This window comes from Clostridium fungisolvens, assembly GCF_014193895.1.
Classification (GTDB): Bacteria; Bacillota; Clostridia; order Clostridiales; family Clostridiaceae; genus Clostridium_AR; species Clostridium_AR fungisolvens.
The window spans coordinates 2,728,978-2,755,525 of the sequence record NZ_BLZR01000001.1 but is presented as its reverse complement, the minus strand read 5'-3'; the positions used below and the strand labels follow the sequence as shown (position 1 = coordinate 2,755,525).

The 26,548-nt window shown below is 31.6% G+C and carries 28 protein-coding genes and 1 pseudogene; 20 read left to right on the top strand and 9 right to left on the bottom strand.

Annotated features, from left to right (window positions below):
* Nucleotides 1–29: 29 nt before the first annotated feature.
* Together bsdtw1_RS12000 and bsdtw1_RS11995 are read right to left on the bottom strand one after the other, a co-directional pair.
* Nucleotides 30–812: a MurR/RpiR family transcriptional regulator gene (locus tag bsdtw1_RS12000; protein ID WP_183277801.1), complete on the bottom strand. Its 783-nt coding sequence runs from the start codon at nt 810–812 to the stop codon at nt 30–32.
* Between the two features lie 78 nt (nt 813–890).
* On the bottom strand, nt 891–2,108 hold the full coding sequence (locus bsdtw1_RS11995) for a neutral/alkaline non-lysosomal ceramidase N-terminal domain-containing protein (protein ID WP_183277800.1): 1,218 nt from the start codon (nt 2,106–2,108) through the stop codon (nt 891–893).
* Between the two features lie 174 nt (nt 2,109–2,282).
* On the opposite strand from bsdtw1_RS11995, the gene bsdtw1_RS11990 reads away from it, so the two are divergent.
* Nucleotides 2,283–3,641 carry a PTS sugar transporter subunit IIC gene (locus bsdtw1_RS11990; RefSeq protein ID WP_183277799.1) on the top strand — a complete coding sequence of 453 codons (1,359 nt, stop codon included), beginning with the start codon at nt 2,283–2,285 and terminating at the stop codon, nt 3,639–3,641.
* Between the two features lie 306 nt (nt 3,642–3,947).
* Here bsdtw1_RS11990 and bsdtw1_RS11985 read toward each other — a convergent pair whose 3' ends face one another.
* From bsdtw1_RS11985 to bsdtw1_RS11975, 3 genes are read right to left on the bottom strand one after another with little or no spacing between them, the layout of a single operon-like run.
* Nucleotides 3,948–4,199 carry a hypothetical protein gene (locus bsdtw1_RS11985; RefSeq protein ID WP_183277798.1) on the bottom strand — a complete coding sequence of 84 codons (252 nt, stop codon included), beginning with the start codon at nt 4,197–4,199 and terminating at the stop codon, nt 3,948–3,950.
* Between the two features lie 9 nt (nt 4,200–4,208).
* Complete coding sequence (locus bsdtw1_RS11980; protein WP_183277797.1) at nt 4,209–4,718, bottom strand: hypothetical protein; 510 nt, start codon at nt 4,716–4,718, stop codon at nt 4,209–4,211.
* Between the two features lie 2 nt (nt 4,719–4,720).
* Nucleotides 4,721–4,915 (bottom strand): helix-turn-helix transcriptional regulator, encoded by a 195-nt coding sequence (locus bsdtw1_RS11975; protein ID WP_183277796.1) that lies wholly within the window; start codon nt 4,913–4,915, stop codon nt 4,721–4,723.
* Nucleotides 4,916–5,189: 274 nt separating this feature from the next.
* Between bsdtw1_RS11975 and bsdtw1_RS11970 the strand changes: the two genes are divergently transcribed.
* The 5 genes from bsdtw1_RS11970 (at nt 5,190) to bsdtw1_RS11950 (ending at nt 9,928) form a co-directional block, all read left to right on the top strand.
* The gene (locus bsdtw1_RS11970; protein ID WP_183277795.1) at nt 5,190–5,807 is read left to right on the top strand and encodes a lactate utilization protein; all 618 of its coding nucleotides are present in this window, start codon (nt 5,190–5,192) and stop codon (nt 5,805–5,807) included.
* Nucleotides 5,808–5,967: 160 nt separating this feature from the next.
* Nucleotides 5,968–6,828 (top strand): SDR family oxidoreductase, encoded by an 861-nt coding sequence (locus bsdtw1_RS11965; protein ID WP_183277794.1) that lies wholly within the window; start codon nt 5,968–5,970, stop codon nt 6,826–6,828.
* Nucleotides 6,797–7,237: a DUF4351 domain-containing protein gene (locus bsdtw1_RS11960; protein WP_244638160.1), complete on the top strand. Its 441-nt coding sequence runs from the start codon at nt 6,797–6,799 to the stop codon at nt 7,235–7,237. Before bsdtw1_RS11965 ends, bsdtw1_RS11960 begins: the two co-directional genes overlap by 32 nt.
* Nucleotides 7,238–7,714: 477 nt before the next feature.
* Nucleotides 7,715–8,914, top strand: a complete 1,200-nt coding sequence (locus bsdtw1_RS11955; RefSeq protein ID WP_183277793.1) for a BRCT domain-containing protein — start codon at nt 7,715–7,717, stop codon at nt 8,912–8,914.
* Nucleotides 8,915–9,127: 213 nt separating this feature from the next.
* Complete coding sequence (locus tag bsdtw1_RS11950; protein WP_183277792.1) at nt 9,128–9,928, top strand: hypothetical protein; 801 nt, start codon at nt 9,128–9,130, stop codon at nt 9,926–9,928.
* Nucleotides 9,929–9,965: 37 nt separating this feature from the next.
* Here the strand turns inward: bsdtw1_RS11950 and bsdtw1_RS11945 are convergent, their stop codons facing one another.
* Complete coding sequence (locus tag bsdtw1_RS11945; protein ID WP_183277791.1) at nt 9,966–11,012, bottom strand: beta family protein; 1,047 nt, start codon at nt 11,010–11,012, stop codon at nt 9,966–9,968.
* A 230-nt stretch (nt 11,013–11,242) separates the two neighbouring features.
* Between bsdtw1_RS11945 and hcp the strand changes: the two genes are divergently transcribed.
* Both hcp and bsdtw1_RS11935 read left to right on the top strand, forming a co-directional pair.
* Nucleotides 11,243–12,889: a hydroxylamine reductase gene (gene hcp, locus bsdtw1_RS11940; protein ID WP_183277790.1), complete on the top strand. Its 1,647-nt coding sequence runs from the start codon at nt 11,243–11,245 to the stop codon at nt 12,887–12,889.
* A gap of 192 nt (nt 12,890–13,081) precedes the next feature.
* On the top strand, nt 13,082–13,918 hold the full coding sequence (locus tag bsdtw1_RS11935) for an RCC1 domain-containing protein (RefSeq protein ID WP_205245283.1): 837 nt from the start codon (nt 13,082–13,084) through the stop codon (nt 13,916–13,918).
* 104 nt (nt 13,919–14,022) lie between these two features.
* Here the strand turns inward: bsdtw1_RS11935 and bsdtw1_RS11930 are convergent, their stop codons facing one another.
* Nucleotides 14,023–14,211: a hypothetical protein gene (locus tag bsdtw1_RS11930; protein ID WP_183277788.1), complete on the bottom strand. Its 189-nt coding sequence runs from the start codon at nt 14,209–14,211 to the stop codon at nt 14,023–14,025.
* 1,321 nt (nt 14,212–15,532) lie between these two features.
* Here bsdtw1_RS11930 and bsdtw1_RS11925 point away from each other — a divergent pair.
* From bsdtw1_RS11925 to bsdtw1_RS11895, 7 genes are all read left to right on the top strand, one after another.
* Nucleotides 15,533–15,895 carry a DUF2089 domain-containing protein gene (locus bsdtw1_RS11925; protein WP_183277787.1) on the top strand — a complete coding sequence of 121 codons (363 nt, stop codon included), beginning with the start codon at nt 15,533–15,535 and terminating at the stop codon, nt 15,893–15,895.
* Nucleotides 15,896–15,918: 23 nt separating this feature from the next.
* Entirely contained in the window at nt 15,919–16,287 is a 369-nt protein-coding gene (locus bsdtw1_RS11920; RefSeq protein WP_183277786.1) for an SHOCT-like domain-containing protein, read from the top strand.
* A 69-nt stretch (nt 16,288–16,356) separates the two neighbouring features.
* A complete protein-coding gene (locus bsdtw1_RS11915) occupies nt 16,357–16,617 on the top strand; it encodes a hypothetical protein (protein ID WP_183277785.1) in 261 nt (86 codons plus the stop codon).
* A gap of 413 nt (nt 16,618–17,030) precedes the next feature.
* Nucleotides 17,031–17,600, top strand: coding sequence for a bifunctional transcriptional activator/DNA repair enzyme AdaA (locus bsdtw1_RS11910; RefSeq protein WP_183277784.1), 570 nt, complete (start codon nt 17,031–17,033; stop codon nt 17,598–17,600).
* A complete protein-coding gene (locus tag bsdtw1_RS11905) occupies nt 17,600–18,061 on the top strand; it encodes a methylated-DNA--[protein]-cysteine S-methyltransferase (protein WP_183277783.1) in 462 nt (153 codons plus the stop codon). The genes bsdtw1_RS11910 and bsdtw1_RS11905 overlap by 1 nt, the downstream gene beginning before the upstream one ends.
* A gap of 1 nt (nt 18,062) precedes the next feature.
* Nucleotides 18,063–18,665 (top strand): DNA-3-methyladenine glycosylase family protein, encoded by a 603-nt coding sequence (locus tag bsdtw1_RS11900; protein ID WP_183277782.1) that lies wholly within the window; start codon nt 18,063–18,065, stop codon nt 18,663–18,665.
* A gap of 226 nt (nt 18,666–18,891) precedes the next feature.
* Nucleotides 18,892–19,086, top strand: a complete 195-nt coding sequence (locus bsdtw1_RS11895; RefSeq protein WP_183277781.1) for a hypothetical protein — start codon at nt 18,892–18,894, stop codon at nt 19,084–19,086.
* Between the two features lie 126 nt (nt 19,087–19,212).
* On the opposite strand, the gene bsdtw1_RS11890 is transcribed toward bsdtw1_RS11895, so the two are convergent.
* The gene (locus bsdtw1_RS11890; protein WP_183277780.1) at nt 19,213–19,677 is read right to left on the bottom strand and encodes a MerR family transcriptional regulator; all 465 of its coding nucleotides are present in this window, start codon (nt 19,675–19,677) and stop codon (nt 19,213–19,215) included.
* Nucleotides 19,678–19,902: 225 nt separating this feature from the next.
* On the opposite strand from bsdtw1_RS11890, the gene bsdtw1_RS11885 reads away from it, so the two are divergent.
* Nucleotides 19,903–20,934: an SDR family oxidoreductase gene (locus bsdtw1_RS11885; RefSeq protein ID WP_183277779.1), complete on the top strand. Its 1,032-nt coding sequence runs from the start codon at nt 19,903–19,905 to the stop codon at nt 20,932–20,934.
* Between the two features lie 292 nt (nt 20,935–21,226).
* On the opposite strand, the gene bsdtw1_RS11880 is transcribed toward bsdtw1_RS11885, so the two are convergent.
* Entirely contained in the window at nt 21,227–21,796 is a 570-nt protein-coding gene (locus bsdtw1_RS11880; RefSeq protein WP_183277778.1) for a TetR/AcrR family transcriptional regulator, read from the bottom strand.
* A 245-nt stretch (nt 21,797–22,041) separates the two neighbouring features.
* Here bsdtw1_RS11880 and bsdtw1_RS11875 point away from each other — a divergent pair, with 245 nt between their 5' ends.
* From bsdtw1_RS11875 to bsdtw1_RS11860, 4 genes and pseudogenes are all read left to right on the top strand, one after another.
* A complete protein-coding gene (locus tag bsdtw1_RS11875) occupies nt 22,042–22,926 on the top strand; it encodes a ketopantoate reductase family protein (protein ID WP_183277777.1) in 885 nt (294 codons plus the stop codon).
* Nucleotides 22,927–23,521: 595 nt separating this feature from the next.
* Nucleotides 23,522–24,310 (top strand): AraC family transcriptional regulator, encoded by a 789-nt coding sequence (locus bsdtw1_RS11870; protein ID WP_183277776.1) that lies wholly within the window; start codon nt 23,522–23,524, stop codon nt 24,308–24,310.
* A 102-nt stretch (nt 24,311–24,412) separates the two neighbouring features.
* Complete coding sequence (locus tag bsdtw1_RS11865; protein ID WP_183277775.1) at nt 24,413–25,534, top strand: glycoside hydrolase family 88 protein; 1,122 nt, start codon at nt 24,413–24,415, stop codon at nt 25,532–25,534.
* Nucleotides 25,535–25,549: 15 nt separating this feature from the next.
* Nucleotides 25,550–26,456 (top strand): annotated as a pseudogene (locus bsdtw1_RS11860) (DUF2264 domain-containing protein).
* Nucleotides 26,457–26,548 lie beyond the last annotated feature (92 nt).

Genomic DNA, 26,548 nt, shown 5'->3' with positions numbered 1-26,548 from the left:
TACACTGCTATTTTGAAAGAAGTTTTCTTTTAAACATTACGTTTTGGATCGACTTTATCTTTTTTATTTATAATATAATTTGCAATATATGAAGTTAGAATATCCACATATATCATGAACACTACCTGGTTTTCAACGTATACTGGGGAGGTTTCACGATTTGTAGATGGAAGCCATATGAAGTGTGGGAACATCTTCTTCAATGGATTTTTATCATTCATTGTGATCATAGCAAACTTTGCAGCTTTTTTCTTTACAAGTTCACTAATGCTCGCTTTTAAAGATTCACCTTTTACGGAGAATACAATGACTAAATCATCCTTTTTTATGTACGATTCTAAGTCTTGTACTTCTCCAAAAGGAACAAAGGTCGCATGCTTTGAAAGCTTGTGTAGATTTATATTAAGTAGTCTTGCAGGCAATTCGCTTTTATGCACGCCAAGAATAATGATATTATCAGCCTTACCTATATCCTCAGCAAGGTTGCTTAGCTCATCATTATTTACGGAAGTTTGTAGTTGCAGGATAAGATTGGAGTAAGTAGAAAAAGCATTCTTGCTTGGATCCAAATCATCCAATGGGACCTGCTTCTGATATCTGTAAATGCTGAATTTAAAATCATTATACCCATCATAGCCAAGTTTTTGACAGAAACGAGTTATGGTAGATTGGGATACATTCATATGGTCAGCTAATTCAGTTACTGATTTACGTGAAATTTCATCAACGTTTTTTAGCATTAGCTCATAAACAATTTTTTCTTTTTTAGTAAAACTATTTTTTTTGATTTCCATTTGTTCGAATGGATTCATAAATACCTCACCTTTATATCTCAATATTTTGAATTTATAGTAGATTATTATACTACTTTTGAATGACTAATTCAAATTTTAAAGAGAGGCTGCTTTTTCTATTACTTTATCAATGAACTCGTCAGAAACTCCTCTTGATAATCTTGTATTAAAGGTCTCGAAGTACTTTCCGTAGTTTTTGGATTCCACCATATATGAAACATAAGCATTTGAATAGCCTATTAGGATTATTTCTATATTAGGAATGCTTTCTCTTATGTGTTTAGCAAAATATGAATTAACATCTCCAGGCAAAGTAATAATCATAAGCTCATCAGTTTTTATTATGGTGCTTGTAAGATGAAGCACATAAGGGCTTAAGCTTTTTTTGATTTCTAATCGTGAAGCTAGTAGCTTAAGATATGATTTTTCAGCTTCAGATACATTGCTTGATTTTTCATTGAGTCTTTTTAATTCAGAGTTATTAAAATCATCTTTTTCTGCATCAAATATTGATACCATTGAGGTTGAAGCTATTCTCAGGTTGTTTAAATTCAGTACCTCAGAAGTAATTTTATCTTTCATTTGATTTACTATTGAAGAGGAAGTGTATTCAAGTTCTTCTATGCCACTTAATTTTCGATAGAATCTAGTTGATACATCACCACATGTTCCATTACAAATAAGAACTGGGCAGTCTAACTGATCTTGCAACTTTTGTCTCACAAATCCTAATAAGTCTGCAGAAAGCATTAGATTGCTACCATTCAATATAGTAGGATGAACAGATATATTTACAAAGGCTCCAATCAAAGAATTATGCTTATCATAGAATTTAAGGACATTTACGCTTTTATCAGCATAACCGTCTTTTTGATTTCTATTGCCATAAAGACCTTCTATCATAGATTTTTCAAAGATAATATTTGAATCTTCAAGGTTATTATAAGCTCTTATTATACTCTGAATTATATTGATTTTTACTTGATTTGTAAGATCTTGCTCCACACTAGTTTCTTCAAAAGCAAGCTTAAAGAAGGCTGGTGCAGAATGAGTGTGAATACAGCCAATAATAATATTTTCATTAGGAATGTGAAGTGTTTTATTAACCTCATCCTTAATATTATTTACAAAGCTTTCTTCAATAATAATTGAATCAAATATGCAAATGACAAAAGGTGTTTTCTCCATTTCTATGACCAATGTATTGATTTCTATTGGATCAAGTACTCCAATACTTTTGCTCTTTCTTGAATATCCAGCCATATGAACCGGATAATTTGGTGTAATATCAAATTTATCAAATGATGCTTTCATAAACAAAACTCCTTTCTCTAATTATATTGTAAAACATAAAAAAGAAAAAGTGAATATATTATTCAAAATATTTTTATTAATATTGCATGGTATATTCATATGTGATAGAATTATATATATAGAAAACCGGTTTTTAACAAAAGTTCTAATTTTTAAAAGGAAAGGGGAATAATAATGGATACTAATGGACAAAAGACCACTAAGAAATCATTCATTGACAAGCTACAAGAACAAATGGAACGATTTATAATTCCAGTAGCTCAGAAGATTGGCGATCAAAGACATCTTGCCTCTGTAAGAGATGGAATGACAGTTTTAGTTCCAATTACTATAATAGGGGGTATATTCTGCTTACTTGCCGTTCCACCTGTTGATTTAAATAAAATTAAGGGGACAAACTTTTTTTATCAATTTCTAATAGCATGGAAACATTTTGCTGACGCACATAATGCCACTTTGATAACACCATACAATTTGACTATTGGGATTATTTCTATATATGTAGTAGCTGGTATTGCCTATAGATTAGCAGCTTACTACAAAATGAATACTATAACCAATGTAATCGGTTCAATATTTATTTTCCTACTTATTGCTGCACCAACTCAAAGCTATAAGGTTGGTGAAACCGTTATAAGTGCTATGCCAACCTCTCAACTTGGAGCCGGTGCAATGTTTGCGGCGATTATTACTGCTATTATTGTAGTAGAAATAGGTCACTTTTGTGTAAAAAAGAATATTGTTATTAAGCTACCTGCAAGCGTACCACCAAATGTAGCTGCTCCTTTCACAGCCTTGATTCCTATGACTATTTCCTTACTTTTATTTATTGGTGGTAATGCACTATGCAACAGTCTTACTGGTGCTGGACTAACACAGTTAATTTTTAAAGTATTCCAACCACTAATAAGTGCTACAGGAAGTCTTCCATCTATCATATTAATTAATGTACTTATGACTATGTTCTGGTTCTTTGGAATTCATGGGGGTAACATGGTAGGCGTAGTAGTTACACCAATAACTACAATGAATCTAGCATTGAATGCACAAGCATATGCTGCAGGAAAGCCATTACCTGCGATATTTGCTGGTAGTGTAAACAGTGTATTTGGAGGATGGATTTCATATACAGCAATGGCAATTGTTATATTGATTGGATGTAAAGCTGCTTCACTTCGTTCAGTATCAAAGGTTGCATTAGTACCAAGTATGTTCAATATTAATGAACCATTAATATTTGGTATACCAACGGTATTAAATCCATTTACAGTAGTGGGCTTCTTGATTTGTAATAATGTTAACTTCTCAATTGCATATATACTTATGTCTACAGGTGTTATAGGGAAGTTCTTTATAACTCTACCATTTACAGTTCCGGGCCCTATAGCTGCATTCTTAGCAACAATGGATATTAAGGCAACAATATTATGGTTTGCATTGTTATTGTTAGACATTATTATATTACTTCCAATATTAAAGGCATACGACAAAAATGTTATGAATAAAGAAGAAAAGGAACTTGTAGAAGTATAATTATTTAGAAGAAACATATCCACTATTACTTTAATAAAGTTTGGTTGAGTAAGTAAATTTGGGGGGCTATAAATGTCGTTATATATTAGAACTTTAAGACTTTGAGATGTTTATAACCAAGAGAAGAACAATATTAAGAGCTAAAATAAAGATTCAATACCGTATATTCGAGAACTTTCTCAAGATTATTAGAGGAGAGAAAAACGGTAGACGGTACAACATTATAAAAATGTCTGTGTAATTTGGAGAGAGCATCCATAGGTTTGTGAAAATCAAATCTATGGATGCTTTCTTTGAATGTATTCACTAAAACTTAATTGTTATTCGTATCTTGTTCAGCAGATGAATAACCACGAATACAACTATCATAATAATAAAAAGCACAGCTTCCCAAGTAATAGAGTGTAAATCCTTTGTTATTTCAAACTTAACTAACATCTCAACTAAAAAAATTACTACTCCAATGATAAGAGTTATAAGTGAAGAACTTCCTACTACGTCTATAGTTCTTTCATCACTACCTGTTGCATAATTCTTTAACTTCTTTTTAAAATTCATAATAGCCTCCTAATCATCTAGATTCTCATTCCATTTGTTATATTTTTTAATTTTTCGCTCTTTCAATAAAGTATCTAAAATAAAGAAAGGAATAAAATATAGTATAATTTTAAAAAATTGACTTACGAAGAATTCTAGGTTAAAGGTTATATTCTGTTTTTTTGTTAGGTAATCCATTACTACAGAAAACGCTGTAAAGCTAATAGAATATACAAAAGAGTCTTTTGCATAGATTAACAGCCTTTTGTGCTTTGCTTGTTTTGTATTTTCGGGACTTAGAAGTTCACCATTATTTTTTCTTGGCAGTGTTGGTGAGTAGCTTCTGTGAAATCTTTGCACTATAAGAAAAGTGAATATGACAGAAAGAAAAATTATAAACTCGCCTAGTATACTTGTGATATCTTTAGTTACCATAAGCTTTATTATCATCTCAAAGGTGCATATCACATAAAAAAGTCCTAATACCCCTGTTGCAGTTTCTTCTAATCTTCTTTTACTTCTTTCATCAATACTTAGCATCATCATTCCTCCCAAAAAAGATCATTTAAGGTCTTGCCAAGTGCTTTGCATATTGCTACAGCAAGCTTTAATGTAGGGTTATAGTTGCCAGATTCAATCATACTTATGGTCTGTCTTGTAGCTCCTACAGCTTTAGCTAATTCATCTTGAGACATATCGCTTTCAACTCTAGCCATTTTCAATTTTAAGTTCTTCATGTAAACTACAACCTTTCATTCCATAATATGTATATATAGTATAATATGTTTTGCAATATGTCAAATATATTTTACATATTGTAAGATAAATGGGACAAGAAGGAGATGAAAAAAACGGTTTATCGCTTTTTATCTAAGCTAAAGAAGTTATTATTAATATAGAAAAGCATTAGTAAAAGATATTATACAGTATACTTAATAGAATGGTATAATTTTCATGTGAGAAATAATCAGCGTATTTTATAATAATGTATAGGGTGGATTGAGGATATAGATGAATATTGAAACCATTAATAAATTGAAAGAAAACTTTAAACTTAGAAATATAGAAGTTCAGTATTTTGAAACCTTAGAGGATGTTAAGTCATATATATTAAATATGATACCTATTGAATGCACTGTTGGAATAGGACATTCAGCTACACTTGGGAAGATGGATATTACAGATTCTTTATTAAAAAGGGGTAATATTGTATACGACAAAGAGCTTGGTAAGGATAAAGAGGAGTGTAAGTCCTTAAAGAAGAAGGCACTGCTTTCTGATTGGTATATCACTGGTTCCAATGGGGTATCTCTTGATGGAAGAATCGTTAATGTAGACCATAGTGGAAATAGAGTAGCTGCAATTAACTATGGACCAGATCATGTGATCATTGTTGTTGGGAAAAATAAAGTAGTAGCCACTATAGATGAAGCAATAAAAAGAGTAAAAAATATAGCTTGCCCACAAAATGCAAAAAGAGCAGGGTTCAACCCTCCATGTGTAACCTTAAATAGGTGTGTTGATTGCGTATCAAAGGAAAGAGTGTGCAATAGCCTATCAATAATAGAAGGTCAATCAGATAAAAATAGAATGAAATTATATATAGTTAATGAAGAATGCGGTTTTTAAAGAGTTCCCGTATCGAAACTTAATTTATACTTGTTCGAAAATCCCGGCTTCTGGGGATTTTCGGGCATGTATAAATTAATAGTTGAGTTAGGAACTCTATAACATAGATGGTCAAAGCTTAATTTGACTGATTAAAAAGAAGATAAAGTGAGGATTATACATGGATACAATACTAATTACTGGAGCAGAGGGCTTTTTTGCGTCCAGATTTGTTCAATATTATAGAGATAAATATAACATAATTGCTCTAAGCCATAAGGATTTAGATATATGTGACCAAGAAAAAACTATAGAAAAAATTATTAATATTAAACCAAAATATCTTATTCATTCCGCAGCAATATCTGATACAGGAAAATGCGAGAAAAACCCTGAATTATCTTACGATGTAAATGTTAAGGGGACAATAAATATTGCTAAGGGCTGTGCTGTAGCAGGGGCAAAGCTTATATATTTAAGTTCTGATCAGATATACAATGGCAATGTTGAAGCAGGACCATATAAGGAAGACTGTGTAGCATTGCCAAATACGGTTTATGGTAGACACAAGCTTGAAGCTGAAAATGCTATATGTGGCATTGTGGAGGACCCAGTTATATTAAGACTTACCTGGTTATTTAGTTTACCAGAAAGAAATGTTAAGATTAATTCTAATATTATTTGGAACTTAGTAAAAGCTGCACTTAAGAACGAGGAAATAACCCTTCCTGCCAATGAATATAGAGGGATAACCTATGTTTATGATCTAATAAGTAATTTTCATAAGCTTATTAATCTACCAAAGGGAATATACAACACTGGAAGCGAAAGTAACCTAAGTACATATGAAGTTGGTAAAGTGATTCTGGAGAATATGGGGATAGGTCATAGGATAGAGGAGCTTTTAATAAAAGATACAGAAAGATATAAAGAAAACAATAGAGACCTAAGGATATGTAATAATAAGCTTAAAGATCAGGATATAAGATTCACAAATACTGAAGAAGCAGTTGATAGATGCATTAGTGATTTTTCACTGTAATGAAAAGGATATATTAACACTGAGTTTTATTCCATTAATGAGTAGTAAGATTAGTAAAAGCGAAAGAACTCTAGAAGGAATAGAGCTAGCAAACTCAATTGAAGATAGTGCAGTTAAACTAAAATGCTTAACTTTGTTGTATGCATTGTTTGATAAATTTGGAGATCAAATATCTAAAAAGAGATTTAAGGAGGTTTTTAGTGTGACAGAGATAGGAAAGATGATAAGAGATGATGGAAAAAGTGAAGGAAAAACTGAAATTCTCATAAAGCTATTAAGCAAGAAGTTTAAGGATCTTCCTCAAGAATATGAAGAAAAGATAAAGAAATTATCTTCAGAAAAAATAGAGCTAATAGCCACTGATATATTTGATTTGGAAAAAGTAGAGGATTTAGAAAAGTATTTTTAAAAAGCTTAAGTGTGATTTTTATAAGAGTCTATAATATAGACTCTTATTCTTACTATTTAGTAATAGAAAAACTATTAATTTGATATGTGGTGATTTGTAACATATAATAACTATATTATAGAAAAACCAGTTCTAAATAAAACATATAGTTTACAATCCTATTACCATTAATAATTAACACAAGTATAGCTTAGTTTTATTAGAAATAACTGGATTATCTATTCCGCTGAACTGATAAACTACTTCGGTCATTAAACTCCAAATAAAGATTTCGATGATTCTACGAATTTTTATTTGGATAAATTCTAATATGAAGTAGTTTATCTATAATAAGAATAACGAAAATTATAGATGCTTAAGAGTTAAAGAGTTTCTATATCAAAACTTAAGTTATGCATGTTGAAAAATCATGAATCTACGAATTTTAGACATGGACAACTTAGAAGTTGAAGTTGGAGCACGTAAAGGAGAAAATATATGATAGAAACTAAAAGAGAATGGAAGACCTTTGAATCCATAGAGGAAGAACTTGAGAAACTGAAAGAATGGCATTTAATATCACCAAAAGCTACAGAAGTAAAAGCCTTTTATTATAAAGGTGCTTATACAGACAAACATATAGAATGCAAGGTAGCTGGATATGTGGATGATAATGAAATAGTGATTTATGTTGATGGAAAGCTTCATAGTATTCATCCAGATTATTTTTTGGACATGCAGAAAAAAGACTTTTCACTATATGGTTCAATTGAAGAAACAGGATTATATGAAGCTAAAAAATTAGATGAAAATAAAAAAGATAAAAAAACAGATGAAAGTAAGAGCATTAATAAAAAAGCGGAGAAAAAAGAGAGATTTATAATAGTTGATATAGAAACTCCACATAGTTTTTCTCCAAAAGACGGAATAAGGGAAGTAGCAGCTACAGTTGTTGAAGATTATGAAATAATAGACAAATTACATTTAGCTATTATTAATGATGAAGAAGAATATAAAAAAGGCTATGGCTATGGACTTGAGAATATTGAAGAAAATGAAAGCTTAAGAGAAGAATTTAAAAACTTCCTTATTAAATATAAGTATCCACTAGTAGCTCATAATGCTAGCTTTGATAAAAGCTTTCTTGATTTCTGGAATTGGGTAGATAAAGATCAAGTATTTTATTGTAGTATGAATACAATAAAAAAGATGGAAAAGCTGGATAGTTATAAGTTAAGGGATTTACTAGAACATTACAATATAAAAGATAATCAAGAACATACTGCAATGCAAGATGTATTGGATTTATTAGAACTCTTGAAAAAGTTAAAACCTAAAAAGTGGAGCAAATTAGGTGGAAACACAAGTGCTAGTGAAACTAAACCTAAAAGAAGTTACATGTTTGATAAGGAAGAAAGAGAAGAGAATAAAGCAAGGTTAGAACGAGCTAAAGAAAACATCATAGAGGATATATTACATAGTAAAAACATAGTATTTACTGGTGAGACCGTGAAAGATAGGGTAGAGCTTTCGGAACTTGCTATTATGTATGGAGGAAATGTCAAAAGTGGTGTAAGTAAAAAGACTAATATTCTAGTTGTAGGTAAGAATCCAGGAAGTAAACTAGGTAAAGCACAGGAGCTTGGAATTGAAGTGCTGTCTGAGGACGAGTTTTTAAATCTAATATACAAGAAGTAATTACTATTTTGTTTAGATATAGTATGAATTCAGTTAATTAAATATATTACTATAAAAAGCAGTTAAAGAAAGTCTCTTTAGCTGCTTTTTTGGGCATGCTGTAGAATAATTAGTATCATATTGGAAAGCATGGTAATATGTCTTTACATTTAAAAGTGAAAGAGAAGACCAACAAAGTTGAAGTTAGATAAAATAGGGAAGAAGGAGACAAATATGTTCAACATTGAAGCTATAGTAGAATATTTAATACCACTCGCTTTAAAGCTTGAAAAATTGTTTAATTGGGATACTCCAAAAGATAAGGATGTTATCTTCTTAAAAGAAAATGGAATAATTAGCTCCGAAGAGTGTCAGCAGTTGCAGCAGATAGAAAGTAGTTATGAGAAAAATGTTGCAATAAAATTAATACTATCTTCTGTTTTAAATAAGCTTGATTCAATTAAAGATAGAAAGTTAGTTTATAAATGGATAGTATCTAACTGGGGTGGGATAAACTCAACTAATGTTGAGAAGCTAAACTCTTCAGTAGAGGAGTTTCTAAAGCAAAGAATAGAGGGCGGTGAATATTGCAAAATAGAAAGCAGAGCAAGTGTAACAAAGGTTTTAAGCTTTATTGATACTGAAAAATACATTATCTACGATACAAGATTAGCTTATTCTATTAACTGGATACTTCTAAAAACTAATTCGTCTGAGATGTTCTTTCCTATGTCAGAGGGGAGAAACTCAAAGCTTAGAGGAGTAAATATTGAAACTCTAATAAGACTCTCTAGAGCCAGTGAGTATCTAGATAACTTAAATGATAAAAAAGTTATGAGTAAAGTAGATAAGAAAGTATTTATAGACGATAACTTAGCGTATCCAATGCTTTGTGACTTGATAGCTGATATTAATGATAAGCTTTGGAGTGATGAAAGAAGAAAGTATCCTTTCTATACAGAAATGTTATTGTTTGCGATAGCTGACAATATTATATTTGAGGATGTTTTAAAATCTTGTAGTATGAAATTTTAGAGGAGCTGAAAGAGTGTTTTCAGCTCCAATTTATATTTTATAAAACCTCATCCATTGATTTTATATAATGACATATAGTTAGGGTTTTCCATCTAGGTGCATAATTGATTTTCACTTTTCCGCTTAGCATTCTTTCAATTAAGGTGCAGCCATAACAAGAATTCTTATGTTTTTTAGGGATGCTTGACCAATAAGGTGAAAAAGTGAATTTTGGCAATACCATGGTTTCAAAGGACCTAACTTTTCTGTATAGCCCCTTAAATCCAATGTAATTATTTGATAATGCAGAGTAGTGAATATATGCTGGGCTTGATACAGGAATATTCTCGAGATTTGAAACCTTTATGCCTGCGAAATCACCAAAAGCATCAAATTTATACTTAGGGCTATTATATGAAGTTATAAGATTAGTGCTTGCGTCCTGTATAATCTGATTGTCTATCAGTTTAGTGTTTGTTAATTTATCTGGGAGTGCTGAGTGTAGTATTACAGTGGTACATCCAATGTTGCTTTTTAATGTATTGATTTCAGAATACATGCTGAGTAGCAATGGGGTATTATGCTTTTGATGAAAAATATCAAGTAAAATAGTATCTTGAGGCTTCAATACTGTTTTTAATTCATCAATTATTGACCTATTGTAAGGCGCAAAAATTCTAAATGCAAGCTTCTTATAATTAGGTCTTAATAATTTCACTTGCTCTACAATAAGTTTTTTAATATATGGAATATTAGAATTATAAGATACTACAGGTACTAATCTTCCAGGACAAATATTTGATAATAAATTTAAATAGACACATCTCTTAAGCTGATTTTGATAAATATGATCAAGAAATTCAGTAACGGATAGTTTTGTTCTTTTAGACAATTTAATATACATAGGAATGTCAACAAAAAAAGGATTAGACATATTATTAAATAATTGTTGACTAAAGGTTTTAAAATCTAATTTTGAATTCTCACGAGGTTTATCTGAAACTAACTCTATAAGTGGCATTACTTTAGCTGATGTTTTTTGATATTTAAGTGCCTCTCTCTCAGCTGTTAAATTTCTTAGAATAGGTACATATTTGAAAGTCATAGTATTTCCTTACATAATTATTTTCTTAATGTAATATGCTGCTTAAATTGTAAATATGCTAATTTCAATATGTTTTTAATTTCATTGTTAGTTATTGTACATAAAATGACAATTTTGTTAATTAAAACTTTTATTTTTTGAATTTTCTGATAAATTATTGCATATATTGCCAATATTATTATAAAATATAAGAGTAAAGTCAAAAATTTTGAATTGAAAGGATTGATATTATGGTTCAAGAAATGTTCTGTTATCAATGTGAACAAACTGCCGGTGGCAAAGGATGCACTAAAATTGGTGTATGTGGTAAGACACCTGACATTGCAGCTATGCAAGATCTATTGATTTATCAGTTAAAAGGAATTAGTTTATATGCTAATGAACTTTTAAAAAATGGTGAAGTAATAGATAAAAGCGTAGTTTCTTTTGTAGAGGATTCATTATTTATGACCTTGACTAATGTTAATTTTGATCCTGCTGATCATATGGCTAAATTAAAGAAATCTCAAGAAATCAAAGAATCTTTGCGTGAAAGAGTACAAGCTGGGAAGATACAAGCTCCTGAAGCATTATATGATTTAAGCGAATCTACTGAAGTTATGTTTGAAGATGCTAAAAAAGCTGGAATCATGTATGATCAAAATTTAGATTCTGACATTCGTTCAGTTAGAGAGACTATAAAATATGGTCTAAAAGGAATCGCTGCTTACGCACATCAAGCAAGATTTGTAAAATATAATAATGATGAAGTGGATAATTTTTATTTTAAAGCTTTAGCTTCTTTAACTGATGATGCTTTAACATTAGATGATTTAATTAAATTATTAATTGAAACTGGAGATGCCAGTGTCAAAATCATGGAGCTTCTAGATACTGCTAATAACAGTCTTTATAGCGCACCAACTCCTACAAAAGTAAATGTAAATAGAAAGAAAGGTCCGTTTATAGTAATTTCAGGACATGACCTAAGAGATTTAGAAATGCTTTTAAAGCAAACTGAAGGTAAAGGTATAAATATTTATACTCATGGTGAAATGTTACCTTCTCATGGATATCCTGAATTAAATAAATACCCTCACTTAGTAGGTAACTTCGGAAGTGCATGGCAAAATCAACAAAAGGAATTTGATAATATTCCTGGTTGCATCTTAATGACAACTAACTGTTTAATGAAACCAAGAGATTCTTACAAAGATAGAATTTTCTCAACTAGTGTTGTTGGATGGGATGGAGTTAAACATATAGATAAAGATGAAAATGGAAATAAGGATTTTACTGAAATAATAAATAAAGCTCTAGAATTAGGTGGCTTCAAAGAAGATGAAGAAGTAAAAGAAATTTTAGTTGGCTTTGGACATAAAGCAACTCTAAGTCACGCTGATACAATAATAAATGCAGTAAAAGATGGTAAAGTTAAGCACTTCTTCTTAATCGGAGGTTGTGATGGTGCTAAACCTGGAAGAAACTACTACACAGAATTTGCTGAAAAGGTTCCGAATGATTCTATTATTCTTACATTAGCATGTGGAAAATATCGTTTTAATAAACTACAATTTGGCGAAGTTGCTGGACTTCCACGTTTATTAGATGTTGGACAATGTAACGATGCTTATTCAGCAGTTAGAATAGCTTTAGCTTTAGCTGATGCATTCAAATGTGGTGTTAATGATTTACCTTTATCGATAATACTTTCTTGGTATGAACAAAAAGCTGTTGCTGATCTTCTAGCATTGCTTTCTTTAGGGGTAAAAGGAATGTATATTGGGCCAAGCTTGCCTGCATTCTTATCACCAAATGTATTACAATTCTTAGTTGACAATTTTGGTATAAAGCCAATCAGCACACCTGATGCGGATTTAAAACAAATATTAGGATAAATAATAGTTTTTAAGATACATAGCAGCCAAGAATAGAGATCCTTTTTCTATTCTTGGCTGCTTGTTTAAATATAGTTAAATTACAATGCTCAACTTTGTTGTATGCATTATATGATAAAATTAGATACGAAGTGGTTTACCTATAGATAAATCTAAAGAAATTTAATGCTGAAGAATGTTGGAGGTAGTTATATGAGAGATGCAAGAAATATCATAGCGGCAGGTCATCGTCATACTATTGGTATAAAAGCAGACGGAACAGTTATGGCTGTAGGTGATAATAAATGTGGTCAATGTGATGTAAGCATATGGAGCGATATTGTTTCGGTGGATGCTGGTAATGTTCATATGGCGACGAACACAGGCAATTCTCATACAGTAGGGCTAAAGTCTGATGGTACTGTTGTAGCAGTGGGTTGGAATAAGCATGACCAGTGCGATGTAAATGGTTGGAGTAATATTGTAGCCATTGCAGCTGGTTGGCGTCGTACCGTTGGCCTTAAACAAAACGGCACGGTGGTTGCAGCAGGTCGAAATAATGAAGGGCAATGTGAGGTAACTGACTGGCATGATATTGTGGCCATTACAGCAGGGGATTGGCATACAGTGGGGCTTAAAGCAAATGGTACAGTTATGGCTGTGGGTAATAATAGATATGGTCAATGCAATGTTAGTGACTGGAGTGATATAGTGGCAGTAGCTGCAGGTTATCTTCATACCGTTGGTCTTAGATCCGATGGTACAGTGGTTGTTACAGGTAAAAATAATGAAGGTCAGTGTGATGTTAATGATTGGAACGGTATTGTAGCTATAGCTGCGGGCAGTAGTCATACCATAGGTCTTAAAGCTGACGGAAATGTGGTTGCAGTGGGCTGGAATGAGTATGGACAGTGCAATGTTAGTAGCTGGTATGGTATTGTGGCAGTTGCTGCTGGATGTGCTCATACAGTTGGTCTTAAAGCAGATGGCACTTTTGTTGCCGTAGGTGATAATCAATATGGTCAATGTGATGTAAGTAGCTTGTGCTAAAGGGGTAGAGAAATCTAGCCTTTTTTCTATATTCTTTAATCTTTAATTATGCTTTTAAAAGTTGTGGATTATAAACAAAAAAATTAGGAAACCTCTATGGTTGCCTAATTTTTCTTTCTCTTCATAATTACAGATAAACCTTGCACTATAATCCAGCCAATAGTTGAACCAATCGCTAATGACCATATAGATGAATGTGTATTAATACCAAACTTCCTTGAAATGAAAAATATAAATAAAACAATTGCAAAATATGCAACTGACTGAATAATTAGATTAACAATCTTATCCAATCCTGCTTCCTCCATTATTATATCATTTATTAGTTTTAATCCGTAATTTTTTTACTACCAATACTTAATTATTTGTAGTTATATCATTTATAACCAGTTAATGCCGATAAGTTTATATTTAAGTGAAGATTCAAATGGTTTCTCGCTTCTTTCTTCTGAGTATAAACAATGTTCGGCCGCCGAATAGAATGAGTGTTCTTCTATCATTTATCCTTTTTCTTAAGGATTATGTAAAATACAACAAAAATCACTACAGCAATCGCTACAAGAGCCCCAGCCATTTCATCACCTCCAATAATAGAATATACTTAAATTTGTCTTATTTTCATATTCTGTCTTAATTATGATTGATTATAACATATTATACCAATTAGCTCTAGGAAAATTGTAGACCGAAGAGTGTTTTAAAATAATTTTTTTATCGCATTATTCAATTCTTAAAGAACATTATTTGTGTTTTTAGTTTCATCAATTAAGTTGTATTATGTTTCGCATTCTGACTTAATTGTCTGTAACTATAGGGTTCCAACTTCAACTATTAAGTTATGCATGCCGCGAAAATCCTCAGTAGCCACGATTTTCGAACATGCATAACTTAAGTTTTCGTAATGGAACCCTTTATATACAACTTTAGGTGAAAATAGATGCCAAGATATAGTTGTATTATTTAAATCCTTAAATTCAATATACTCCAATTAGTGTAAGTGAAATAAATCTAATTACTCAAACGCTCATATCTCACTGATTGTAACCTGTGTAAATATTTTTATTACATTACCTTATATATTAAGTAAATGTTGGTATTTTATAGCTTGTCCTTTTAGATAGCAGTAACAACATTTATTTAATACATAATATAAGGCTTTTTTATAGTAATATCTAGTACGCACCTTCAGCTTAATTTTCTGCAAATTTCGAAGTAGATTAAGGATCTAGATAATTTTTTCTATTACTTAAAAGTAAATTACTATTCTGAATCAATTACTTGAAATCTTTTGTAATAGTCTTTGTAGGGTTCCTAACTCAACTATTAATTTATACATACTAAAATTCATAGGTGCGTGATTTTTGGGCATGTATAAATTAAGCTTCGCCATAGGAATCATTTAAATCAAGTAAAATAGAATTGGTGATAAAAATGTTTTCCAACACAATTTACAGTCATAGAACTGGAGTATATAAGTGGTTAATATTGTTATTAATAAAATTAATGTTAAAATTAATTTTATTAATATGAAAATAAAAATATATAAAATAAATTAATAAATGTATTGAAATTATAAATAATGGTAGTATAATGAAACTATGGAGAGTGATTTGTATGGCTTATAAAGTATTAACTCGATGTCCTGTATGCAGTTCAAAGCTTACAGTTACAAAGTTACAATGCAAAAAATGTAATACTGTTATTGAAAATGATTTTGAACTTTCGAAGTTTTCTTATCTTACTACAGACCAACTAAACTTTGCAGAGGTTTTTATAAAATGTAGAGGTAATATTAAGGATGTTGAAAAGGAACTTGGAATATCTTATCCTACAGTTCGAAGTAAAATTGAAGATTTAATTGTTTCACTAGGTTATGCACCTATTAAAGAGAAGGAAGATAACAGTTCTGAAGTGATTGACAAGCTTGAAAAAGGTGAAATTACAGCAGAACAAGCGATAAATTTATTAAAAAAATAATTTAAAAAAGGGGATTGTATAAAATGAATGATGAGATTATGAAAGTTTTAAAGATGCTTGAAGAAGGTAAAATTGATGCTCAGAAGGCAGGAGAATTAATAGACGTTTTATATGCTTCTAGAAGTACTGTTCCTGCAATAATTAACGCTGATAAAATGCTAAAGATCAGAGTGAATTCACAACATGGAGACAACGTAAATATAAATGTACCTGTTAAGTTCATAAGAACTATAGGTGGCGCTATTAAAAGAATACCTAAAATAGAAGGTGTAGAAGGTATGGAAGATATAGATATCCAAGCTATTCTTCAGGCTGTAAGTGATGGACTTGACGGTAAAATTGTAGATGTAAAAAGTGAACAAGGTGACAGCGTCGAGATAAGTGTTGAATAGAAGCATTAAAGGCACAGGCATTAATAATTCTTCTGTGCAAAAAAAATAATGCAGAAGGGAATATATGCGATGAGAATTTATATAAGAGAAAAGCATGGTAGGAAATTTTTTATTCCCGTACCTTTAAGTATTGCAAGCTTAGGATGTAGGATAGCTTCTTACGCTATAGAAAAGTCAGGAAAACATCTGAGTCAGGAACAAAGGGATATAATTGATTGTATAGATTTTGACGAACTTGCAAGGAGCATAAAATATCTAAGAGGCTACAGAGGTTTAAAATTGGTAGAAGTCACCTCAGCAGATGGAGATGAAGTAACTATAACTCTGTAAACAAAAAATTATAATATGAAATTCCAAAAGGTAGCTTTATGTAGAACTCGCTATATAAAGCTGCCTTTTGTTATTGGGTGTCTATCCCTAAAGTTCGCTGTTTTGGTATAAGCAGAGTCTACATTATATCTACCTATAAAATTACTTAATGAAATATAGGAAGATATTTAGCTTAATTTCCTGTAAAATATGTTTGTAATAGGGCTATTACTGGAGTGATAATAATGAAAGAAGCCTATCTACCAGGATCGCATTTATGATTTATACAATAGAGCTGGATAAGAAAATATTATAGCTTTTAAATGAAAATTCAGGCAACATTTAGATTAATATAGATCGGTTGTGTTTATGTATGATACAAGGACTTATAAAGATTAAATATTCATAGATAAACATTGATGAGGAGAAAACATATGAAGCAGTGTATTAAAATTTCAGATAGTGAAAAATGGCAAGCGGTTATTAGCTGTGACAATAAATATGATGGACTCTTCTTCTATGGAGTAAAGACAACAGGGATTTTCTGCAGACCATCATGCAAGTCAAAGACTCCAATACGTGAAAATGTAATTTTTTTTGATAATACTGTAAATGCTTTGGATAGTGGGTTTCGTCCGTGCAAGAGATGTTGTCCAGATAAGGTGGATTTTCAGCCTGATTCAGAGCTAATAGAAAAGGCTAAAAATATATTTCATACATATTTTAATAAGCCCGTTGACTTAAGTGATATTTCAAAACAACTTGGAATTAGTACAAACCACTTGATTAAGCTTTTTAAACAGCATACTAAGCTTACTCCAACACAGTATATTATTAAGCTAAGAATAGAAAAAGCAAAAGAACTTCTAAAGCAAAGTGATATTGATATTCTTGAGATCTCCTATGCAACGGGATTTAAAAGTTTGTCTAATTTTTATAAATGTTTTAAGGAACAAACTGAGTTTACACCAAGTGAATATAGGAAAAGTAGAGGTGATTTGTAGTGTCTATATATTCGTATGAATTAAAAATTGGTAAGATTGCAATAGTAGAAAATGATGGGAAAATAACTAATCTATATTTTGAGAATGATAAAATTCCTCAAGATATTAAAGTACAAGAAACCCCTATATTGAAGGAAGCTGCAAGGCAACTTAAGAGTTATCTTATGGGAGATCTTAAAGAGTTTTCCCTATCCTTGGAGCCAGAAGGAACACCCTTTATGAAAGATGTTTGGTTAAAGCTTTGTGAAATACCATATGGTGAAACCGTAAGTTATAAGAGTATAGCTACTAAAATAGGTAATCCTAAGGCCTCTAGAGCGATAGGGCTTGCAAATAACCGTAATCCAATACCAATATTTATCCCATGTCATCGTGTTATTGGGGCAGATGGTTCTCTTATAGGTTATCGTGGAGGAATAGAACTAAAAAAAACACTACTTGATATGGAGAGTGCAAAATAAAATGCAGATTTTTGAATACGGTGAAAAAGAGATAGAATACTTAAAAAGCAAGGATAAGAAACTTGGTGCGGCCATTGAGAAAATTGGTATGATAAAACGTAAAATTACTCCTGATCCATTTGAGGCGCTTGTTTGGATTATAATTGGTCAGCAAATTTCAACTAAGGCTGCAGAAACTGTATGGAACAGATTATTTAGTCTACTTGGGGTAATTACAGCAGAAAGTATTGATAAAATAAGCTTATCTGACATTCAAGGTTGTGGTATGACTTTAAGAAAAGCTGGATACATAAAGGGAGTTGCAAGTGCTGCTATTTCAGGTGAAATAAACTTTAATGAACTTTATGATTTAAGTGATGAGGAAATCATAAAAAAGCTTTCATCACTTAATGGGATTGGTGTTTGGACAGCTGAGATGCTACTAATTTCCTCACTTTGTCGCCCTGATGTGGTGAGCTATGGAGACCTAGCCATTCGTAGAGGCATGATGAAGTTATATAGTCTAAAAGAGCTTCCGAAGAAAAAGTTTGATATGTATAGAAAAAGATATTCTCCATATGGTTCTGTTGCATCATTATATCTATGGGCACTTTCTGTGATATAAAAATTAAATACTTTATGAGGTAGTTTAAGATGTACAACTTCAATCTGAAATCTATTTTTAAAACTCTCACAGGTTCTGGTGAGAGAATTTTAAAATAATAAGTTTCAAGATGAAGTGGTACATCTTTTCTGCTTAATTATAGATAAAAATCAGGGGTCCAAGATTAGTGATTGTTTTTATTTTTAGTGATAGAATAAAATGGTATATCTATAATAGAGGTGGTTTTGTGAGATATAAGGTTGAAGGCAATATGCATCTTTGGGGATGGACAGATTTTAAGGAAGAGATTAATGGAAAGATCATAGACTATAAAACCGATAAAAATGTGATCTGTTGGATGGAGTTTGAAAGCAATGAAGATTTTAAGTATATAGATAGTGTGCTAGAGGATTATGGGTTGAGGGTAAATGAAGGTAACTAAGGGGAACAGATAGGTTGTTTCAATAAAAAAGCACTAATCCACGAGGATATAGTGCTTTTTTACTATAATAATTTTTATAGCTATATAAATTTTTCATTAGTTATTAACTTAGAAATGGATAGAGTATTACCTTGTATAACTGCTGTTATCAGAGAGGGGAGTTATATCCTCCAGTAAATTATTTTCACATTTTTCTTCATAAGATCTTCTTCTTTGCTCATTGATAATTTCTTCTGCGTTAGGAGACTCATATATACCTATCTTAAAATTAATCACTTGGAGCATTTTAGTGAGTTGATCTATTTGGCTTAAAACTTCTTCTCGATGTTTGACAAGTAAGTCTTTTCGAGGATCTATAGTTTTAGCACCTTCCATACATAAATCAATATATTTTTTGATATCTTTAATTTGCATTCCTGAATCTTTTAAGCAACAGATTACCTTAAATAGACCTAAGTCTGATTCAGTAAACTCTCTATTTCCAGCTTTATTTCTTGACACAAAGGGCAGTAGACCCTGTTTGTCATAAAAACGAATTGTATATATGGAAAGCCCTAATATTTCAGATACATCTTTTATAGAATAAGTCAATTTTAAAATCTCCTTCGAAATTTATTTGGATAAATTTCAATGTGAATTAGTTTGTCTACACGTTAAACCCTTGAGATCACTATGTTTATCCAACTTGAAAATATGTTTGTCCTATACAGTAAAAAAATCTTGCCCTAGACATATGTCTAGGTATTAGAATGAGTATAAATCATAAGAAACTAATTTTCAAGTAATTTAAAAAAACATCTACCGGAGGGATAAAATATGATGGAAACAGTTTTAGTAACAGGAGGCACAGGCTTTCTTGGTGCACAAATAATTCTTCAATTATTACAAAAGGGGTATACCGTAAGAACCACACTTCGTTCATTAAGTAGCAAAAACAAAGTAATTGATACACTAAAAGCAAATGGTATCACTTCCTTTGACAAGCTTTCATTTTTTGAAGCAGATTTATCAAAGGATGATAACTGGAACGAAATCATGAAGGGCTGTGATTATGTATTGAGCGTGGCGTCACCTGTGTTTTTTACAATACCAGAAGATGAAAATGAAGTGATGCGTCCTGCTATAGAAGGTATAATACGTGTATTAAACAATGCTAGAGATGCAGGTGTAAAACGTGTTGTAATGACTTCAAATTTCGGTGCAGTTGGATTTAGTAATAAAAATTCGAGTATTGTTACTACAGAAGAAGACTGGACAGATCCAAATGAAAAAGGTTTATCAGTTTATGAAAAATCAAAATTACTTGCAGAACAGGCAGCTTGGGATTTTATTAAGAAAGAAGGCGGCAATTTAGAATTTGCTACAATAAATGCTGTTGCAATGTTAGGACCTTCTTTAAGTGCTCACATTTCAGGTAGTTTCATAATTCTAGAAAAGTTGTTAGACGGTTCTATGAAAGCTATTCCTAATATGTCTTTAAATATTGTTGATGTTAGGGACGTGGCTGACTTACATATACGTGCAATGGCAAATCCTAAAGCTAAGGGACAAAGATTTATAGCATCAGCTGATGGTAAAATTTCTATGGTTGAAATCATTGCATTATTAAAGAATAAAAGACCAGATATAGCTAAGAAAATTCCAAAAAGAATATTGCCTAATTTGGTTGTTCATTTAGCAGCATTATTCAATAAGGAATTAAAAGAGATAGCTTTATTTTTAAAGATGAGCCGTAATGTGAGTAATGCTAAAGCTAAGAAAATATTAGGATGGACTCCAATTGCAAATAATGAAGAAATTATTCTTGATTCCATAGATACTATGGTTAAATACGGAATTATAAAATAGCTACTGATATATTTGAATTAGAGTCAGTGGAAGACCTAGAAAAGTATTTTTAAAATCATATATTTGTTTTCTAAGAGTATAGGATCAAAGAGAATTTTAAGTCCTATACTCTTATTTTTTTATTAAAACATATTAATGCGAAGTGTCAGATTCGAGACTATTTTGAATTGCTATAAACATACAGAGACCGAGATATAAATATGTGTAGCTAATATAAAGATTATTTTATTTGTTCCTTTTATGACTATGGGAAAAATAGTGGGCTTTGATTTATGTTCAACATATAGTGTGTCTATAAATCTAACCCCTTCATTACATATGTAAGCGCGATATCTAGAAGTAAATCAGGTCGATCATTTTCACCTTCCTTAAGCCAAGTATAAGCGGCACTGTAGATAGCAGAGCAGGTCATGGCTGAAATAATCTTTATATTTAGGCTATCTCTCTTAAAGAAGTTAGCATCTTTTGAGAATATGTTTTCTATCATAAGCTGCAGCATTTTTCTAATCTTTTCATCAACTATAGTAGCAATAGATTTTGAATCTAATCTGCAGGTCTTATAAAAAGATACAATATAGTCGCAGGTCATTAAGATTAACTGTCTGCAGGTTTCATCATTAAACTCCTCAGCATGTAGTACTTTTTCAGGAATCATATTATTAAAGGCCACTTCTGTGATATCTTCTAGTAAAGCATATTTGTCTTCATAATGGGCATAAAAGGTAGCTCTATTAATAGAAGCCTTTTCTGCGATATCCTTTATGGTAATTGAATCAAAGCCTTTCTTTTGTAATAAAGAACTGAAAGCTTCTTTAATTAATTGGCGTGTACGCAAAACTCTTGGATCTTCTTGATTTACCATATATATCTTCCTTTCAAAACATCAAATATTCAAATATGTTGCCTAAGCAACTTTTCACTTAATTTGATTATTGTACTCATATGAACGTCGTACTATTATACTATCATACAGGTGTTGCTTAAACAACGCGTAACTGTATAGATGATCCGCTTCGATCTGAAAATCCTAATTTACTCTGATGAGAGAATTTAAAAGTATAAATTACGAAGTGGTTCATCCATAATTTTTTGAAGGGATGGATAGTAATGAGTATAAAACAAAAAAGAATTTTGGTATTTGGCGCTGGTGTAGTTGGTAGTATATACGCACTTAGATTTGCTCAATCTGGACTAGATGTAACATTGCTTGCTAGAGGAAAGAGAATGGAAGAACTTAAGAAGGACGGGCTACTATATAACGATAAGGGCACCATAAAAAATATATTAATTAACACAGTAGAGAAACTAGAAGATGACGATATCTATGATTTTATATTTGTTCCAGTGCGTTATGATCAGGCGGAAGCAGCATTGTCTGCAATTAAGAATAACAAGAGCAAAAATATTATTACCTTAACTAATACTATGGGATATGAACGTTGGTTTGAAATAGTTGGAGAGAGGTTGATTCCTGGATTTCCTGGTGCTGGTGGAGACCTTAAAGACGGTATCCTATATGCACAATTTGGTTCCGAAAAGCATCAAGGGACCATTTTTGGTGAAATAAATGGACATATAACTGAAAGAGTAAAAGAGCTAGCAAAGATATTTGAAGCAGCCAATCTACATTATGAAATACAAGAAAATATTAAGGCATTCCACATATCACATACTGCTACAGCCATAGTTATCAAACATTTTTATACAAATGATGGCATGATGGATATAGAAACAGCAAAGAGTGAAAGCACTTTAACAAAGATTGCTACAGAGCTAAAAGAAAACTTACAAAAGGTAGAGCAAGCAGGGATTCCAGTGATTCCAAAAGAAACTAAGTCTATGGGACAGGTGCCTGAGAAGGATATTATTGAGATGTATCGCAATATGCTGAGCAATAATTTTACCATTGATGTGTTGCTTGGAAATCATGCTATAAGCGCAAAAAGAGAAATAATGATGTTGGATGAGATGTTTCATAAACAGATACCTTAAGAAGCAAAAGTTCTTCAAACCCGGATTTTATGAGTAAATAGTTAAATATTTATAAAGTTATAATCTTTTAAATTTTACATTTTAAAATGATAACTTTATAAATATTAGGCAGATTAAAGGATTCCTATATGGAAACATAATTTATAATTGTTGGATAACCAAGGCTTTAGGGGATTACCGGGTATGTATGATTTAATAGTTATGTTAGAAGTCCAATAACACTACAAATAATAAAAGAAAAAGAAATAAACTTTATGCAAAATGCTCCTTTATAGTACACATTGAAGAGGATAACAATGCAACTATATAGGAGCATCTTATTATGCTAAAAAATCCTGAGATAAGCATTCTAAACTCAAAACATGAAGTAAGAGTAAATATAAATTTATCAATAAAAAAGCAGGATATGTTAAGTTATAACTGGATAGGATATTGTAAACACAAGAGGATTTGTTAAAATAAGACTATAATTCAAATAAATAATGGATTATAGGTTAAGTGATCATAAAAATAACTGGCGATAATAGTTAAATGAAGTAGTTTGTCTATATATGATAAGTAATAATAAAACAGTTGATTAAATTAGGAGAAAACTATGATAAAGGTAAATATAGGAGGGTGTAACAATCATCATCCTCAGAATTTTGTGGTAAGGCATGTTGAAGGTAGTAAGGATTATTTGCTACTAATCACAAAGTCAGAAACCTCTTTTTCAATTGATGGAAATGAATATGAGACACCTCCTGGGACCATGGTATTATTTGATAAAAACGTACCTTCAAACTATAGAAATAAAAGTGGTGAATATATAAATGACTGGCTGCACTTTGATTTTGAGGGGGAAAAGCCACCTTTTGAAGAACTGAATATTGTTTTAAACAAACCAGTGGTTCTAAATGATATTACGTCTCTATCTTTGATTCTAAATTTAATCATTAATGAAATGCATTCTAAAAGTCCTTACAAGGAGGATATTTTAGATCATTACGTAAAAATACTACTATATAAGCTTTCTGAGCAGCTCCAAAATAAAAACGATTCTATAAAGTCACTGCCTTTGTATCAGAAATTATTGGAACTAAGAGCTAAGATTTATAATAATCCGCAGGAGAAGTGGACTATTACTAGAATGTGCAAGGAGCTCAAGGTTAGTCCTTCTTATATGCAGCACATTTACAAACATACATTTCAGACAAGCTGTATGAATGACGTGATTAATGCTAGAATAGAGCAGGCTAAGTTCTATCTTTTACAGTCTGTGCTTGGCATCAGAACTATTGCTGAGAATTGCGGATATGAAAGCGATATTCATTTTTCAAGACAGTTTAAGAGATTTACTGGTATGTCACCAAGGGATTATCGGGATAACATGATATTAAAATAATATAGAATAAGTCGATAGATAGAACAATGTAAAGATGCAAAATCGCTACTAAATAAATTACAAAGTTTTAAACCTTTAAAAAGATATGGGAGGGAAAGGGTAATGAGTGAGTTACATTGGGTAGAGGAGACTTTTGAGAAAATTATTAAAAAATCTGAAATTGTTGCAGGTCGTAATAGGGAGAACATACCTTATTCAACAGTTAACGGCAGATTTGACGACATGGCAAAAAGTAATTTCTGTTGGTGGACCAATGGTTTTTGGGGAGGCATGATGTGGCAGTTATATCATGCTACAAACAATCATTTGTACAGAGAAATTGCAGAGAATAATGAAAAAATATTGGATAAAAATCTTATGGAGGCACAAGGACTTGATCATGACAATGGATTTAAGTGGCTTCCTACTTCTGTTGCAAATTACAGATTGACAGGTAATGAGGCATCTAAAAATAGAGCACTGCTCGCGGCAAATAATATGGCTGGAAGATTCAATCCTGCTGGTTCCTTCATACGTGCTTGGAATGATTGGGGAGAAAGCAAAAATACAGGCCTCGCAATTATCGATTGTATGATGAACCTACCTTTACTTTACTGGGCATCAAAGGAAATAAGTGATCCACGTTTCAAGCAAATTGCCATGCTTCATGCAGATACAGCTGAAAAACACTTTATAAGACCAGATGGTTCAGTAAATCATATTGTTGAGTTTAATCCAGAAACCGGTGAATATGTTAAGTCCCATGGTGGCCAGGGATATGGAGAGGGATCTTCTTGGACTAGGGGACAGGCTTGGGCATTATATGGATTTGTTTTGAGTTATATTCATACTAAGAAAGAACAGTATTTAGATGCAGCTCTTAGGGTTGCAAATTACTTTATTGAAAATATACCAGATACAGGGCTGATACCTGTTGACTTTAGACAACCAAAGGATTGTACTTATGAAGACTCAACTGCAGCGGCTATTGCTGCCTGTGGATTATTAGAAATCTCAAAGCAGGTAAAGGAAGTTGATAGGATAATTTATGAGAATGCTGCTACTAAGCTAATAAAAGCTTTGGCAGAGGAAAGCTGCAACTGGGATGAGAACACTGATAATATCCTAGAAAAATGTACAGCTGCTTTTCATGATAAAAACCATGAATTTTCAATTATATATGGTGATTATTTTTTCATCGAAGCCATCTGGAAATTAACAGGTAAGGAACTTTTTATCTGGTAATGAAGGAGAATAAAGATGATATTTCAGCCCAAAACCTTGGATTTTATAATCATCCCCTATACAGGACTAACAAGAGAAAGCTGGATTGAGGCAGGGGAGTATTTACTAACTGGTGTGTTTCAAAATATTAAAGCTTTTGAGGATCCCGTTGTTATGCCTAGAAAGGAAACTAAGATAACTTATCCACATGAGTCTTCACCTTCAGAAATTTATGAATTAGAGAAGAAGTCTGAGATTTTTGAAGGCTTAGCAAGATCCTTCTTTGTTGCGGCACCGCTTATTCATGATAATCCAGAGCTTATGATCTGTGGCTATAATTTAAGAGATTATTATAAAGAACAGATTTTGAGAGCTTGCACAAAAGAGGATACAAATTATGTAGGTGACTATTTTGAGTTAATGAATATTGTTCATAGTAAAGATCCTTTTAGAGTATTTCAGCAAACTGTTGAGACCTGTGCTTTAGTAGTGTGTCTTTGGACATGTAAAAGTGAGATTTGGGATACTTACACCAAGGAGGAAAAAGATAAAATAGCTGATTTTATAAGTAGTTTTGATCATAAAAGTACTGTTCCCCAAAACTGGCGTCTATTTAATATGTTGGACTTGGCATTTTTATATAGAGAAGGTTACGAAATTGATGAAGAGATTATGCTAGACCATGCTCAAGCAATTTTAAATTATTATGCAGGTGATGGATGGGCAAAGTTTTGATTATTACTCCTGCTGGGCTTTTAATGTATATGGACCTATTTGGAATCAGTGGTACGGCTATGAAAAAGAGTCTTATATCGCAAAGCAGATAGAAGATAACTCTAATAGACTAATGGAAATCTACGCTGATATGTTTGATAGAGATGGTTTTACCAACATGTGGGGACGTAGTAATATATACAGAAATGCGGCTACCAGTGCTTATTAACTCCATAATATGAAGATTGAGTAATATCAAGTAAAACATCACCAGTAACCAAATTAATATACTTATTAGATTTGTGGTAATTATTTAAACGT